The 13,022-nt window shown below is 70.7% G+C and carries 14 protein-coding genes; 6 read left to right on the top strand and 8 right to left on the bottom strand.

Annotation, left to right across the window (positions count from 1 at the left end; all coding sequences use genetic code 11):
• Positions 1 to 48: 48 nt before the first annotated feature.
• On the bottom strand, positions 49 to 1,590 hold the full coding sequence (locus ABTX18_RS00570; RefSeq protein WP_352120518.1) for an MFS transporter: 1,542 nt from the start codon (positions 1,588 to 1,590) through the stop codon (positions 49 to 51).
• 342 nt (positions 1,591 to 1,932) lie between these two features.
• Between ABTX18_RS00570 and ABTX18_RS00575 the strand changes: the two genes are divergently transcribed.
• The 4 genes from ABTX18_RS00575 to ABTX18_RS00590 all read left to right on the top strand — a co-directional run bounded on the left by ABTX18_RS00575 (position 1,933) and on the right by ABTX18_RS00590 (position 6,037).
• On the top strand, positions 1,933 to 2,523 hold the full coding sequence (locus ABTX18_RS00575) for a TetR/AcrR family transcriptional regulator (RefSeq protein WP_352120519.1): 591 nt from the start codon (positions 1,933 to 1,935) through the stop codon (positions 2,521 to 2,523).
• Positions 2,524 to 2,528: 5 nt separating this feature from the next.
• Positions 2,529 to 3,215 carry an RNA 2',3'-cyclic phosphodiesterase gene (gene thpR, locus ABTX18_RS00580; RefSeq protein ID WP_352120520.1) on the top strand — a complete coding sequence of 229 codons (687 nt, stop codon included), beginning with the start codon at positions 2,529 to 2,531 and terminating at the stop codon, positions 3,213 to 3,215.
• 204 nt (positions 3,216 to 3,419) lie between these two features.
• On the top strand, positions 3,420 to 4,586 hold the full coding sequence (locus ABTX18_RS00585) for an alanine--tRNA ligase-related protein (protein WP_352120521.1): 1,167 nt from the start codon (positions 3,420 to 3,422) through the stop codon (positions 4,584 to 4,586).
• Positions 4,587 to 4,681: 95 nt separating this feature from the next.
• On the top strand, positions 4,682 to 6,037 hold the full coding sequence (locus ABTX18_RS00590) for a VWA domain-containing protein (RefSeq protein ID WP_352120522.1): 1,356 nt from the start codon (positions 4,682 to 4,684) through the stop codon (positions 6,035 to 6,037).
• Positions 6,038 to 6,129: 92 nt separating this feature from the next.
• On the opposite strand, the gene ABTX18_RS00595 is transcribed toward ABTX18_RS00590, so the two are convergent.
• The 6 genes from ABTX18_RS00595 to ABTX18_RS00620 all read right to left on the bottom strand — a co-directional run bounded on the left by ABTX18_RS00595 (position 6,130) and on the right by ABTX18_RS00620 (position 10,411).
• Positions 6,130 to 7,335 (bottom strand): right-handed parallel beta-helix repeat-containing protein, encoded by a 1,206-nt coding sequence (locus ABTX18_RS00595; protein ID WP_352120523.1) that lies wholly within the window; start codon positions 7,333 to 7,335, stop codon positions 6,130 to 6,132.
• Positions 7,336 to 7,586: 251 nt separating this feature from the next.
• Complete coding sequence (locus ABTX18_RS00600; RefSeq protein ID WP_352120524.1) at positions 7,587 to 8,216, bottom strand: TetR/AcrR family transcriptional regulator; 630 nt, start codon at positions 8,214 to 8,216, stop codon at positions 7,587 to 7,589.
• A 144-nt stretch (positions 8,217 to 8,360) separates the two neighbouring features.
• Positions 8,361 to 8,831 (bottom strand): hypothetical protein, encoded by a 471-nt coding sequence (locus ABTX18_RS00605; protein ID WP_352120525.1) that lies wholly within the window; start codon positions 8,829 to 8,831, stop codon positions 8,361 to 8,363.
• A 39-nt stretch (positions 8,832 to 8,870) separates the two neighbouring features.
• On the bottom strand, positions 8,871 to 9,236 hold the full coding sequence (locus tag ABTX18_RS00610) for an ArsR/SmtB family transcription factor (RefSeq protein ID WP_352120526.1): 366 nt from the start codon (positions 9,234 to 9,236) through the stop codon (positions 8,871 to 8,873).
• The gene (locus ABTX18_RS00615) at positions 9,233 to 9,679 is read right to left on the bottom strand and encodes an SRPBCC domain-containing protein (RefSeq protein ID WP_352120527.1); all 447 of its coding nucleotides are present in this window, start codon (positions 9,677 to 9,679) and stop codon (positions 9,233 to 9,235) included. Before ABTX18_RS00615 ends, ABTX18_RS00610 begins: the two co-directional genes overlap by 4 nt.
• Before the next feature lie 114 nt (positions 9,680 to 9,793).
• Positions 9,794 to 10,411: a TOPRIM nucleotidyl transferase/hydrolase domain-containing protein gene (locus ABTX18_RS00620; RefSeq protein ID WP_352120528.1), complete on the bottom strand. Its 618-nt coding sequence runs from the start codon at positions 10,409 to 10,411 to the stop codon at positions 9,794 to 9,796.
• Between the two features lie 121 nt (positions 10,412 to 10,532).
• Between ABTX18_RS00620 and ABTX18_RS00625 the strand changes: the two genes are divergently transcribed.
• Entirely contained in the window at positions 10,533 to 11,279 is a 747-nt protein-coding gene (locus tag ABTX18_RS00625) for a TetR/AcrR family transcriptional regulator (protein WP_352120529.1), read from the top strand.
• 37 nt (positions 11,280 to 11,316) lie between these two features.
• On the opposite strand, the gene ABTX18_RS00630 is transcribed toward ABTX18_RS00625, so the two are convergent.
• Positions 11,317 to 11,697: a MerR family transcriptional regulator gene (locus ABTX18_RS00630; RefSeq protein ID WP_352120530.1), complete on the bottom strand. Its 381-nt coding sequence runs from the start codon at positions 11,695 to 11,697 to the stop codon at positions 11,317 to 11,319.
• A gap of 115 nt (positions 11,698 to 11,812) precedes the next feature.
• On the opposite strand from ABTX18_RS00630, the gene ABTX18_RS00635 reads away from it, so the two are divergent.
• Positions 11,813 to 12,886, top strand: a complete 1,074-nt coding sequence (locus tag ABTX18_RS00635; RefSeq protein WP_352120531.1) for an alkene reductase — start codon at positions 11,813 to 11,815, stop codon at positions 12,884 to 12,886.
• Positions 12,887 to 13,022 lie beyond the last annotated feature (136 nt).

The following is a 13,022-nucleotide window of genomic DNA, read 5'->3' on the forward strand; positions in this document are numbered from 1 at the left end:
CGCGGCCTTCGGATGGGGCGCCGGACGGCTCAGTGGGGGCCGGACGGCTCAGTGCGCGACGACGGGGATCCTCGTCTCGTCCTGAGCGCCTTCCGTGGCGCGCGAGGCGGCTGCCGGTCCGCCCTGGTGACCGGCCTTGATCATGGTCAGCGCGATGCTCGCGGCGAGCACCAGGATCCCGACCGCCCACCAGGTGGCGGTGGAGTATCCGTCCACCATGGCCTGTGCCTGAACCAGCTTCTGTGCGGCCGGAGTCGTCGCACCCGCCGCATGCGCGGCCAGGTAGGCGGTCGTGGCCGAGGCCGCGATGGTGTTCAGGAGCGCGGTGCCGATGGCGCCGCCGACCTGCTGCGAGGTGTTGACCATCGCGGAGGCGACACCCGCGTCACGCGGCTCGACACCGTGGGTGGCGAGCGACATCGCCGGCATGAAGGCCGTGCCCATACCGAGGCCGAGCAGCAGCAGACCGGGCAGCACCAGGCCGGCGTACGAGCTGCCGATGTCCATCCGGGTCAGGAACAGCATGCCGGACGCGGCGACCAGGAAGCCCGGCCCCATGAGCAGGCGCGGAGGAACCCTCGTCATCAGCCGGGCGCCGATCTGGGTGGAGCCCGTGATCATGCCGGCGACCATCGGAAGGAACGCCAGACCGGTCTTGACCGGCGAGTAGCCCTGGACGATCTGCAGGTAGTAGGTGAGGAACAGGAACGTGCCGAACATCGCGATGACCGCGAGACCGAGCGAAAGGTAGACCCCGCCGCGGTTGCGGTCGGCCGGCACGCGCAGCGGCAGCAGCGGCGCCTTGACCTTGGCCTCGGTGACCAGGAACGCCCCAATCAGGGCGGCGGAGGCGACGAACATGCCGATCGTCAGCGAGTCGGACCAGCCGGCCGACTCGGCCCGCGTGAAACCGTAGACCAGCGAGACCAGACCGAGGCTGGACAGCACGACGCCCGGGATGTCGAGGGGCGAGCGGTTGCGGCCACCGGCCGGCTCACGGATCACGAAGTACGCGCCCAGGGCGGCGACGATCGCGAAGGGGACGTTCACGAAGAAGGTCCAGCGCCAGTTCAGGTACTCGGTAAGGGCGCCGCCGAGGATGAAGCCCACGGCACCGCCGCCACCGGCGATCGCACCGTAGATTCCGAACGCCTTGGCGCGCTCCCTGGCCTCGGTGAACGTCACCGCGAGCAGCGAGAGCGCGGCGGGTGCGAGCAGCGCGCCGAAGGCCCCCTGCAGCGCACGGGCGCCGAGCATCATCGCCTCGCTCTGAGCAGCGCCGCCCAGCACGGAGGCGGTGGCGAAGCCCGTCAGTCCGACGAGGAAGGTCCGCTTCCGGCCCCAGAGGTCGGCGACGCGGCCACCGAACAGCAGCAGACCGCCGAAGGCCAGGGCGTAGGCGGTGATGACCCACTGCCGGTTGCCGTCCGATATCCCCAGGTCCTGCTGGGCGGAGGGGAGCGCGATGTTCACGATGGTCGCGTCGAGCACGACCATCAGCTGCGCCAGGGCTATGAAGATCAGCGCCTTCCAGCGCCTCGGGTCGGGGCCGGTGTCGACTTTTCCGGCGGACAGAGATGTTTCGGACATGGGGGTACCCACTTCGGGACTCAATTCGGGACTGAAGACGACCGGGGAGAGGGGGACGGAGCTGCGTACGCTCCGGGTTGCGCGGGTCAGGTGGCGTTGCTGGGCATGGTGCGCCGGCGGGCGGTCTGGGTGAACGCGGGCGGGCGGCAGGCCGTTTCGGGGCTGCCGACGCCGGTCTCAGTGCGGGTTGGCCTTCATACCGGTCCGGCCCAGCGTGCGGTACCGCATGAGCCTCCTCCCGTCTATGAGCTACCGGTCGCGGGTCCGGCTAGAATGAAACCGGAACGCCGTTCAGCAACCACAATACGGAACATCGTTCCGGAGCGCAAAGGGAATCCTTCGATGTCTGATCGCCCCACCGAGGAGCCGGTCGCCCGCCGTGTGCGACCCGACGTCCAACGCAACCTGGACGCCCTGCTGACCGCAGCCGCCGAGGTCTTCGCGTCGGACGGGGTGGACGCCCCGGTGCGGCGGATCACGGCGAAGGCGGGGGTGGGGGCGGGCACCCTCTACCGCCATTTCCCGCAGCGTTCCGACCTCATCACCGCCGTGTTCCGCCACGAGGTCGACGCCTGCGCCGAGGCCGCCCCCGACCTCGCGGAGCGGCATGAGCCGGTCGAGGCCCTCACCCGGTGGCTGCAGCGCTTCGCGCAGTTCGTAGCGGCCAAGCGCGGCCTCAAGACCGCCCTGCACTCCGGCGACCCCGCCTACGAAAGCCTGCCCGCCTACTTCCAGCAGCGCTTCCTGCCCGTCGTGACGGAGCTGCTGGACGCGGCCGCCGCATCCGGCGGGATCCGCGCCGACGTACCCCCGTACGACCTGTTGCGCGCTGTCAGCGATCTCGTGTCTCCCGACGACCAGGGATACACCCAGCGCATGATCGCCCTGCTCGTCAACGGCCTCCGGTACGGCACCGACGCTCCCGCCGTCTGACGGACGTGAACGAACCGGCACAGCCCGCGACCATCCGCGTGTTCATCGCCCTCGCCCCGCCCGACTCCGCGAAAGAGGAACTGGCCGGAGCGCTTCGCCCTGCCTACGGCACGCACCCGCACCTGCGCTGGAACCGCATCGAGGACTGGCACATCACCCTCGCGTTCCTCGGAGAGCTGCCGGTCGAAACGGTGCCCCTGCTGCGCAGGTCCCTCGCCGGCGTCGCGGCGGCGCACCGGGGCCCGCGCCTCGCGCTGCGGGGTGGCGGGGAGTTCGACGACCGGGTGCTGTGGACCGGGGTCGACGGGGAACTGGACGCGTTGCACGAGCTCGCCGCCGACGTACGGACCACGGTCAAGGGATGCCAGGTCGCCTTGGAGGACCGGCCGCTGCGACCGCATCTGACGCTGGCCCGCGCCCGTCGGGGAGACCTGTCCTCGGCAGCGGAGATCGCCGCAGCGCTCGCCGGGTTCACCGGCCGCACCTGGGCCGCCGAACGCCTGCACCTGGTCGGCAGCAACGCCGGCCGGAGCACCGGGCCGATTCACTACCGCGACATCACCGCATGGCCGCTCGGCTCCGGGGAACACGGCGACGGTCCCTCGACGCCCCGGTCGGCTGCGGCGCCGCACGACCCGGCTTCCCCGTCCTCGGGCCGGAATTCGGATGCTTCGGCGAGCGGGCCGCGCTAACGTGCCTCGCATGAACGTCACCGGCCTCAACACCACCGCGACCGCGCGAGCGACCAGCTCGCCGGTTGCCGCCGTCTGACTTCCTCTCCCCCGGCGACCGGAAACGGTCCGTCGGCAGTGCCGTGGCGCCTCTGGCCCCGGCCGGGTGACTGCACGGTCCCGTTCTCCGGTGCCTCCCCCGCTGCGTCGCGAAGGAGCCATCCCATGAACACGGAACAACTGGTCAGGACGTTCGTCGAGTACTACGAGGAACGCGGCCACCAGCGCATCGTCGGCTCGACACTGCTGCCGCCACCGGGCGACCCCGTGCTGTTCACCACCTCCGGCATGCACCCGCTCACCCCGTACCTGGAGGGCCGGCCCCATCCACTGGGCAGCCGGCTGGTCAACGTACAGCGCTGTCTGCGCACCACGGATCTGGAGGAGGTCGGCGACGCCACGCATCTGACCGTCTTCGAAATGCTCGGCACATGGTCACTGGGCGACTACGGGGGCCCGCTCAGTCTCGACTGGGGGTACGGGCTGCTCACCGAGGGGCTGGGTGTCGATCGCAGCCTGCTGCACGCCACCGTCTTCGCCGGTGACGGCCAGTGCGAGCGGGACATCCCATCCCTCCAGTTGTGGGAGGACCGCGGGGTACCCGTGGAACTGACCGTCGAGGACAACTGGTGGTCCAACGGAGCCGTCGGGCCGTGCGGTCCCGACTCGGAGATCTTCCTTTGGAGCGGTGAGGGTTCGCCCCGCTCCACACCCACCGAGGACGACCGCTGGGTGGAGGTGTGGAACCACGTGATGATGAGGCACCGCCGTCGCGAGGACGGTTCCCTCGTGCCTCTGCCCCAGCGGAACATCGACACCGGACTGGGCCTGGAGCGGCTGGCCTCGCTGCTCCAGGGCAAGTCGTCCGTATTCGAATGCGACCTCTTCGACCCCTGGCGCCGGCTCGTTCCGCCCCTGTGGCGACTGGACGAACCCTCGCTGCGGCTGGTCTGCGACCATCTGCGCTCCGCCGTCGTCGTGCTGGGGGACGGCGTGCGCCCGGCCAACACGGGGCGGGGCTACGTCCTGCGCCGCCTGGTGCGAAGGGTTCTCACCGTGCTGTGGCGGGAGGATTCCTCGTACGGTCTGGGCGACCTGCCGGAGGAGCTGGTCCGGCACACCCTGGACCACTTCCGGCAGGACATGCCGCCGGCCGATGTGCGTCGTGTGCTGCTCGACGAGGAGCGCCGGTTCGGGACCCTCATGGAACGCGGCCGGCAGGTGCTCGCCCGCCCCCGGTTCCGAGGCCGGCTGACCGAGGAGGACTTCCACTACCTCCACGACACCCATGGTCTGCCTCGTGACCTGATCACGGGTCTGCGCCAGGGGTGAGATACGGGTACGGACCACGGCGCCGAACAGGCAGCGGGTGTATACCGAGCACCCGCAGGGGCGCCACGCCGCTCGGGGCCGGGCAGACTGTCCTTGTGACGACACTGAGCAAGGGTGCCAACATGCCGGTGACGGAATCCACCGTCAGGGCGGTCCTGGGCTGGTCCCCCGGGCCCGGCGTGCCGGACGTTGATGCTTCCGCACTCCTGGTGACCGGCAGCGGACGAGTCCGGTCCGACGGCGACTTCGTCTTCTACAACCAGCCGCGGCATGCCTCGGGCGCCGTAGGCCACCTCGGCAAGCAGGCGGGGACCGACGCGCTGGACGTCGACCTCGCCGCAGTGGAACGGGACATCGAGCGGGTCGCCCTCTGCGCGTCGGTCGACGGTGGGACCTTCGGGCAGGTGCCCGGCCTGCATCTGCGGCTGCTCGATGCCTCGTCCGGTGCCGAGCTGGCCCGCTTCGACATGGAGGCCGGCGCGGAGACCGCTTATGTGAGCGGCGAGCTCTACCGGCGCGACGGTGGCTGGAAGTTCCGGGCCGTCGGTCAGGGATACGCGGACGGACTGGCCGGGCTGGCCACCGACTTCGGGATCAGCGTCGATGAGGAACGGCCTGCGGCTGTTCCCCCGCCCACCCCGGTGTCACCGCGCCCCGCGGCCGGGCGGGGCGAGTCTTCCATCCGGCTCACCAAGGGTGAGGAAAACCTGCCGGTCGACATGCGCAAGCGTCTGTCGCTGCGCAAGGAGCAGATCGCTGTCAGCCTGGCCAAGCACGGGGTGAGCGGACTGACCGCACGCGTCATCCTCGTTCTCGACGCGTCCGGATCGATGGGCGCCCTCTACACGCGCGGCACGATGGCGGGCGTCACCGAGCGGATGGCGGCCGTCGCGGCCCAGCTCGACGACGACGGCGAGATGCAGGCCTGGACGTTCGCCAGCAACCCCGCCCGGCTGCCCGACCTCGTGGTCGGTGAACTGCCCGAGTGGCTGGCGCTGCACGTGCGCGTGGGCCAGGTCAGCCTCTTCGGCCGCAAGAAGCCGCCGAGGGGTCTCCTCCCCGGGCAGGTCGACATGCGCGCGGTCGGGATCCAGAACGAGGAGCAGAAGGTCATCGCCGAGGTGCGCGCCTTCGTGCGGGACCATCCGGTGTCCGACCCGACCCTGGTCCTGTTCTTCTCGGACGGTGGCGTGTACCGCGACGCCGAGATCGAGCGGGAGTTGCGGGCGGCGGTGGAGGAGCCGGTCTTCTGGCAGTTCATCGGCCTCGGGCGCGCGCAGTACGGTGTGCTGGAACGCTTCGACACGCTGCCCGGCAGGCGGGTCGACAATGTCGGCTTCTTCGCCGCGGACGACATCGAGAAGGTCCCTGACGCGGAGCTGTACGAGCGGCTGCTGTCGGAGTTCCCGTCCTGGGTGAGGACGGCCAGGCAACTCGGCATTCTGCGCTGAGCGTCGGCTGCGCGGCGGCTCGGTACCCGGTGCCGGCGCACGGGCGGGTCGCCTCTCCCGCCCGTGCGCTCTGCGGCCCGCCCGTTGGCGGGTTACGGCGTCACGGCGTTGCCGCCGAACGTCACGACGAGGCGCCCGTCCGTGGCGAACGACCAGCCCAGGGCTCCGTCGTACGAGGCGCACCGGGAGCCGTTCGAGCCCGTCCAGAACTGGTTCGAGCTGTCGGCGTCGCCGACGGTCTTGTCGTTCGACCCACTGCCGCTGCGGCAGGAGGTGTTGTTGCGGTACACGGAAGTCCCCTTGTCGAAGGAGAAGTTGCGTTCCTCGTTGTCTATGCCGACGTTGTCCGACACCGTCATCGAACCGGGGTTGCTGTTGTACGTGAATCCGTGGTGCCCGTTCCCGTAGGCGATGTTGCGCCGCACGACATGGTTGACCTTGATGCCGTCGCCGCCGAGCTTGAAGCCGTTGCGGTCGCCGTCGGCGTTGACGGTCCCGTCCGAGAGCGTGCCGTTGCTGTAGGAGAGGGAGTCCTCGATGGTCACCGGGCCGATGGGGCCGGTCTCGGTCTTGGTGTAGAGGTCCCAACCGTCGTCGATGTTGTTGTGGGACACCGTGTAGCGGAAGACGTTCCCGGGGCCGGACGTCAGCTTGGCGGCGAACCCGTCGGCGTCCTCTCCGTCGGAGTCGGCGTTGTCGTGCGACTCCGAACTCAGGATGAGGTTGCGGGCGGGCCACTCGTCGTCCGGAGTGGTCGAGGCGATCCGTGAGATCTGCAGCCCCGAGTCGTGGTTGAAGCGGGTCACGACGCGTTCGACGATGTTGTCGCTTCCGCCGACGAAGATTCCGTTGTCACCGGCGTGCTCGACGACGATGCCGTTGAGGTGCCAGAAGTCCCCGTTCACGGCGAGCCCGCGGTGCGCCGGGTCCTCGCTCATCTCCGCGAAGTTCAGCACCGGGGTCTCCCCCGGGTAGGCGGCCATCGTGGTGCGGGCGCTCGACGAACCGTCGTTGCCCGGCGGGATGGTGACGGTCTGTGCGTAGTGGTACGTGCCGCCGCGCAGGTAGATCGTTCCGCCGGAGTCCACTCGGCTGATCGCCGAGGCCAGCGTTGTCGGGTCCGCCTCCGTTCCGGCCGCGTCGTCGGTGCCGTCCGGTGCCACGTACAGGGCGGTGGCGTCAAGTGCCACGGAGGCGCTGAGACCGGGGGTGGGTGCCGCCTGAGCGGTCGGGCCGGACACGGCGGCAAGCGAGCAGGCCAGCAGGCTGACACATGCGAGGACGGGTTTGATCTGCATCGTTCGACTCCAGGTGGGGTTGGTTCGTTCGACGAGTTCACGCGGCGAGCTGATGCGGTCGCCCGGTTCGCCTCCGGGTGGGGCTTCGGAGAACCGGGCGACGGCTCTGCAAGCGCTTTCCAAGGACACTAGGCTGACTTCATGTTCACGTCAACGGACAGGTAGCTGAAACATGGTCATGCTTATGAACGATGCGGCTGCAACTCCCCGCCCCTGCCCGCCCACCGGGCCACCACGCCGGTAACGGTGCGTCAGGAGTTTTCGGGAGCCTCGCGCCCATCGCCGCCGGGGGCGAGGACGCCCAGGCCGAACAGGTCGATGACCTGGTCGATCAGCCCGTCGGCCCGCGAGGCGTCGAGATAGTTGTCGACGAACATCTGGGACAGCCCGTAGACGAGGGCCTGAGCGGCGATTCGGATCATGTCGGCGTCACCCTGCCGCAGTTCGCCGCGCTGCTGCCCCGCGACGATCAGTTCGGTGATGCCGTCGGTCATCGCCCGGTGCCCCTCCTCCGTCGCAGGCGTGCGATCCCCGCTGAAGACGCCTGCGCGCAGCAGGGAGAACCGGTGCGGATGAGCCAGGGCGTAGTGCACGAACGCGGCACCGAGGGCCCGGAAGGGAAGCGACCGCGCAGAGTTCACAACGGCCATCTGGGCCGCGCCGAAGTCCATGGCGACCGCTTCGGCAACCGCCGCGAGAAGGGCCGCCCGGTCCGGGAAGTGCCTGAACGGCGCAGAAGGGGAGACACCCGCCCGGCGGGCCACCTCGCGGACGGTCACCGCCTCGGCACCACCCTCGTCCAGCAGCTCGATGGCGTGCGCGACCAGTGTCTCCGGCAAGGAGCCGTGGTGGTAAGGCCGTCCGGCCGCCCGGGTGTTCATGGAGCCAGTGGTACCACGTACATGCTCTTCTTCCAGCTCCCCCTGCTGCCGGAACGCCCGCCCGGGACGGGGCACCGGATCCCGGAGCCGGCCGCACTCAAGTCGCCGCTCTCCTGCGCCATCACCTCCCGCGCCGAGCGGCGGTCAACCGGCTGCGCGCAGGTCGAGGAGTTGCCGCGTGTGTACGGGTACGTGGTTCTCGGCGAGGCCGTCGATGAGGCCCGCGAGGGGAACCGGCCCGTCGAGCAGGAGCGTGTCGCCGGACAGGAGGAGTGAGGGGACCAGGACCGAGGCGTTGGCTTCGGAGAGCCGGCCGGCGATGTCGCACAGGACGGCGGCCTGCCGCCGGACGTGATCGATCAGGTCCCCCCTCCCTGTGTGGTCGGCGATGATCCGGTCCAGGTTCCACGGATTCAGGGAAATCCGGTTGTCGAACGTGGGGCGCGCTCCGGCGACGACGCCGAGGGCGACGGCCGCGGTCGCGGCGTCGACGCTGAGGAGATGAGCCAGTACCTGGTCGGCGTTCCATCCGCCGTCGCCCGGGTCGCCGGTGCCGGCCAGGGCCGCCGCGTCGAACAGGGCGTCGTAGGCATGACGGAGTGCTGTCGTGTCCATGGGCTGAATTCCTTCGGTCGGGCGGTTTCGCGTACCGCTTCAGTCGGGGCGCGCCTCACGTGCTTCCCGCTCCGCGGACTCGGCGACGCGTTTGATGTATGCCAGCCGCCGGTCCCAGTCGGCCGCGAGGGAGGTCATCCACCGCGCCGTCGCGTCGAGCGCCGCGGGCTGTACCGCGTACCGCACCTCGCGCCCGGCCCGGATGCCGGAGACGAGGCCGGCGGCGTCCAGGACGGCGAGGTGCTTGACCACCGCCTGTCGCGAGACCGGGAGCCGTTCGGCCAGCGTCGTCGCGGTGGCCTCGCCCCGCGCCGCCAGCAGATCGAGCAATTGGCGTCGGGTCGGGTCGGCCAGCGCGCCGAGGACGCTGCCGACGGCCTCGGCGTCGGGACGTTCTTCCGTCATGGGGCGGGCTGTTCGGCGCGTGTCTTGAGCGCGTCGAGCTCCATGGGCCAGCCCCCGGTGTGGTCCTTGAGGTTCTGATCACGCAGTTCCTCGGAGCCCGCCAGTGACGCGAACCCGCTCTCGACGACGCGCAGCCTCGTCCGGTCGCCCTCCTGTGTCAGGGTGAACTCCACGAGGGTGCTGTTGTTCTCGCGCAGTTCCTCTCCCGGGAACGCGCTGGTCCAGCGGTAGGCCAGGTACGCCGGCGGCCGGACCGTCTCCACACGTACCGGGAAGTCGCCGTGCTCGGGGTTCTTCGCCACCATCGATTCGCCTTCTCTTGCCACGGTGCCCGGGAGGCTCGCCTTGTCGGCCACCCAGAAGCCGGGCTGTGCCACCAGCGACCAGACCCGCTCCAAGGGCGCCTCGATCAGGGTTTCGCGTTCGATCCGGTCCTTGCTCATGGGGTGACTCCACTTCTCGTCGTCAACGGACTTGCAACTCCAGGGTTGCACGATGACCGCCCATGCGCAACCGGCAGGTTGCACGAGGGGCGGGAGGAAGGCGCCCGTCGATGATCAGAGGGCGGCGAGCAAGCCGTCGAGCGGGGCGGGTACGCGGCCGGGGTCGAGCGCCTCGGCGAGGACGCGACCGTAGTGGATCTTGCGGCCCTTCTTCGTACCGAGAAATCTCCGCACCCGCTGTTCCGGCGTACGGCTCTGCTGGGCGGGCTGGTGCAGGAAGGCCTGGAAGGCGCGCAGGTCTCCCTCGGCCCGGATGAGCTCCTCCACGCGCGGCACGCCCAGTGCGCGGATGAACTCGTCCTCCAGATCCGCCGCGCAGACGAAGAACTGCTCCTGCGCGGCGCCTGCACGCTCCAAGCCCCGTGCGTAGTAGGGCTGTTCGGCCTCGTCACACAGCCCCGTGAGCCGAAGGCCCAGTCCGGTCGGCCCGAGCAGGCGGGCGAAGCGCCCGACGCTCATGGCACCGCCCATCGGCAGGACGCAGACCCCCTCGGCCGCCAGGTCCCGGCCCCGGCTCGCGGCCAGGGCGTTCACCGCGGCCGAGTCGCTCGGCCCCTCCAGCAGCACGGCTGCCCGCACGGACACCCGCCCCGCCAGTTCGCGCGCGGGCTCTCCCGGACCACCGGCGGCCCACGCGATGACGGTCTCCCGGAACAAACCCATGTCAGCCACGGGAGGAGTCTGCGCGATGCACTGCCACGCCGGTAGGGAATTTCCGGCGGGGCCGGCATCCAGCGCGTGTGCGTGAACGCCGACGCTAACGACGGAACCGGTCTCGCTGTATCGTTGATTCATGCCTCCACGTTCCCGCGGCACCGCCGGCACCGAGTCCGCGACCACAGCCACAGGCCGCGAGCAGCCGCGGCAGCGGGTCATCGAGGCCGCCGCCGATCTGCTGGCACGTGAGGGCCGCGACGCGGTCACCACCCGGGCGGTCGCGGTCGCGGCGGGCCTCCAGCCCCCTGCCATCTACCGGCTGTTCGGCGACAAGGACGGGCTGCTCGAAGCGGTGGCCGAGCACGGTTTCGCCAAGTTCCTCGCGGCGAAGCGCGTCGATCCGGACCCCGGGGGCCCCATCGAGGACCTGCGGGCCGGCTGGGATCTGGCGGTGGAGTTCGGACTGGCCCATCCCGCCCTGTACACACTCATGTACAGCGAGCCCAACCGGACCGCCTCGACCGCCTTCAAGGCCGGGATGGAGATCCTGCTGGCCAGGATCCGGCGCCTGGCCGCGGGTGGCTGGCTCCGCGTGGACGAGGACCTCGCGGCCATGATCATCCACGCCACCGCGCGCGGCGCGGTGCTCACCTGGCTGTCGCTGCCGGAGGACCGGCGCGACCCGGCGCTGCTGACCGCGCTGCGGGAGTCCATGGTCGCCGCCGTGACGAGCCGGGAACCCGCCGTGCAGAGCGCGGGCCCGGCCGGCGCCGCACGCGCCCTGCGTGCGGCACTGCCCGAACAGACGGCCCTCAGCGCCTCGGAGCAGCAGCTCCTGAGGGAGTGGCTCGACCGCCTCGCCTCCGACGGCCGGAGCGTCTGAGCAACGCGCCGCACCCGCGCCGATTGCTGGTCGCCGGTCAGCAGACCGCGCCGGCCGCCTCCATCTGCTCACGGTGCGCCCTCGCCGTCGCCACCAGCGCGTCGAGCGTGTCCCTCGTACGCACCAGCTCGTCGATGTGCGCGGAGAGCCGATCGCGCTCCTGGGCCATCCGCTCCAGCGCGTCGTCCGAGTTCTCCCTGCTGGGCGCGTCGACGCAGGGCAGCAGTTCGAGGACGGTGCGGCTGGACAGGCCCGCCGCGTAGAGGCGCTGGATGAACGCGACCCGTTCGACGTCGTCGTCCGTGAAGTGCCGCTGGCCGCTGGAACTGCGGGTGCTGGCGAGCAGGCCCTGCTCCTCGTAGTAGCGCACGGACCGGACGCTGACTCCGGCTCTCGACGCGAGCTCCCCGATGCGCACGAAACCCTCCCGCTCGTGTCCTGCGTCACAGGACTTGCCTCTGACATCAATGTGAGGTTTTAGCGTAACTGCATGCCCGAGGTCCGGGCACCGCTGAACGCCAAGGAGTCCTGACGTGACATCCCTCTTCTCCGGCTACCGTCTCGCCGGTCTGACACTGCCCAACCGGGTGGTCATGGCTCCGATGACCCGGGTACGGGCCGCTGCCGACGGGCTGGCGACGCCGTCCATGGCCGCCTACTACGCCCAGCGGGCCAGCGCCGGGCTGATCGTGAGCGAAGGGGTCCAGCCGAGCGCGATCGGGCAGTCCAATCCGGGGACGCCGGGGTTGCACACCGACGAGCAGGTCGCCTCCTGGCGCCCCGCGACCGCCGCGGTCCACGCCAACGGGGGGCGGATCTTCGCCCAGGTCATGCACGGCGGCCGGGTCTCGCACCCCGACACCACCGGAATGCAGCCGGTCGGGCCCTCCGCCGTCCCGGCCGTCGGTGACGTGTTCACCCCGAGCGGACCGCAGCCCGCGCCGATGCCCCGGGCCCTGGACACCGCCGAGGTGCCCGAGCACGCGCAGTCGTACGCACGGGCCGCGCGCCGCGCCGTCGACGCCGGCTTCGACGGGGTGGAACTGCACGGCGCCAACGGCTACTTGATCTCCCAGTTCCTCTCGTCCAACGCCAACCTGCGCACGGACCGCTACGGCGGCCCGGTCGCCAACCGGATCCGCTTCGCCGTCGAGTCCGTCGCCGCCACCGTCGACGCCGTCGGGGCTGCCAGGACCGGCATCCGCCTCTCGCCCGGCGGCTTGTTCTGGGGGGTCGAGGACAGCGAGACCGCCGAGCTCTACACCGCGCTCCTGACCGAACTGGCCCGCCTCGAAGTGGCCTACGTACACCTTGAGGCCACCGTCGAGGAGGAGGCTCTCCTGGCTCTGCGGCGCGCATGGCCGGGCGCCCTGATCATCAACCCCACCCTGCCGATGGGGCCCAAGCAGACCGGCCGGGACGACGCCGACCACTGGCTCGGGCTGGGGGCCGACCTCATCAGCTTCGGCCGCGCCTTCATCGCCAACCCCGACCTCGTCGAGCGGCTGCGTGGCGGACTTCCGATCGCCCCCGTCGACGAGGCGACGTACTACCAGGGCGGCGACGCGGGCTACCTCACCTACCCGGCCTATCAGTACGCGGCCTGACTCCCCGTTGTTCCGCGCCCATCGGCCGCGCCTGTTCCGGCGGCGGCCGGTGGGCGCCGCCCTGACGCCACGTCGGGCGGACGGCCGCCTGTTCTGCGCGCCGTCCGGGCGTCCGGGTGCGCGGTTTCCGACGGCT

The organism is Streptomyces sp. NPDC096323, assembly GCF_040302845.1.
Taxonomy (GTDB): domain Bacteria; phylum Actinomycetota; class Actinomycetes; order Streptomycetales; family Streptomycetaceae; genus Streptomyces.

Coding starts and splice junctions, on each gene's coding strand:
- ABTX18_RS00570 (WP_352120518.1), bottom strand. CDS start 1,590: ATGTCCGAAACATCTCTGTCCGCCGGAAAAGTCGACACCGGCCCCGAC.
- ABTX18_RS00575 (WP_352120519.1), top strand. CDS start 1,933: ATGTCTGATCGCCCCACCGAGGAGCCGGTCGCCCGCCGTGTGCGACCC.
- ABTX18_RS00585 (WP_352120521.1), top strand. CDS start 3,420: ATGAACACGGAACAACTGGTCAGGACGTTCGTCGAGTACTACGAGGAA.
- ABTX18_RS00595 (WP_352120523.1), bottom strand. CDS start 7,335: ATGCAGATCAAACCCGTCCTCGCATGTGTCAGCCTGCTGGCCTGCTCG.
- ABTX18_RS00600 (WP_352120524.1), bottom strand. CDS start 8,216: ATGAACACCCGGGCGGCCGGACGGCCTTACCACCACGGCTCCTTGCCG.
- ABTX18_RS00605 (WP_352120525.1), bottom strand. CDS start 8,831: ATGGACACGACAGCACTCCGTCATGCCTACGACGCCCTGTTCGACGCG.
- ABTX18_RS00610 (WP_352120526.1), bottom strand. CDS start 9,236: ATGACGGAAGAACGTCCCGACGCCGAGGCCGTCGGCAGCGTCCTCGGC.
- ABTX18_RS00615 (WP_352120527.1), bottom strand. CDS start 9,679: ATGAGCAAGGACCGGATCGAACGCGAAACCCTGATCGAGGCGCCCTTG.
- ABTX18_RS00625 (WP_352120529.1), top strand. CDS start 10,533: ATGCCTCCACGTTCCCGCGGCACCGCCGGCACCGAGTCCGCGACCACA.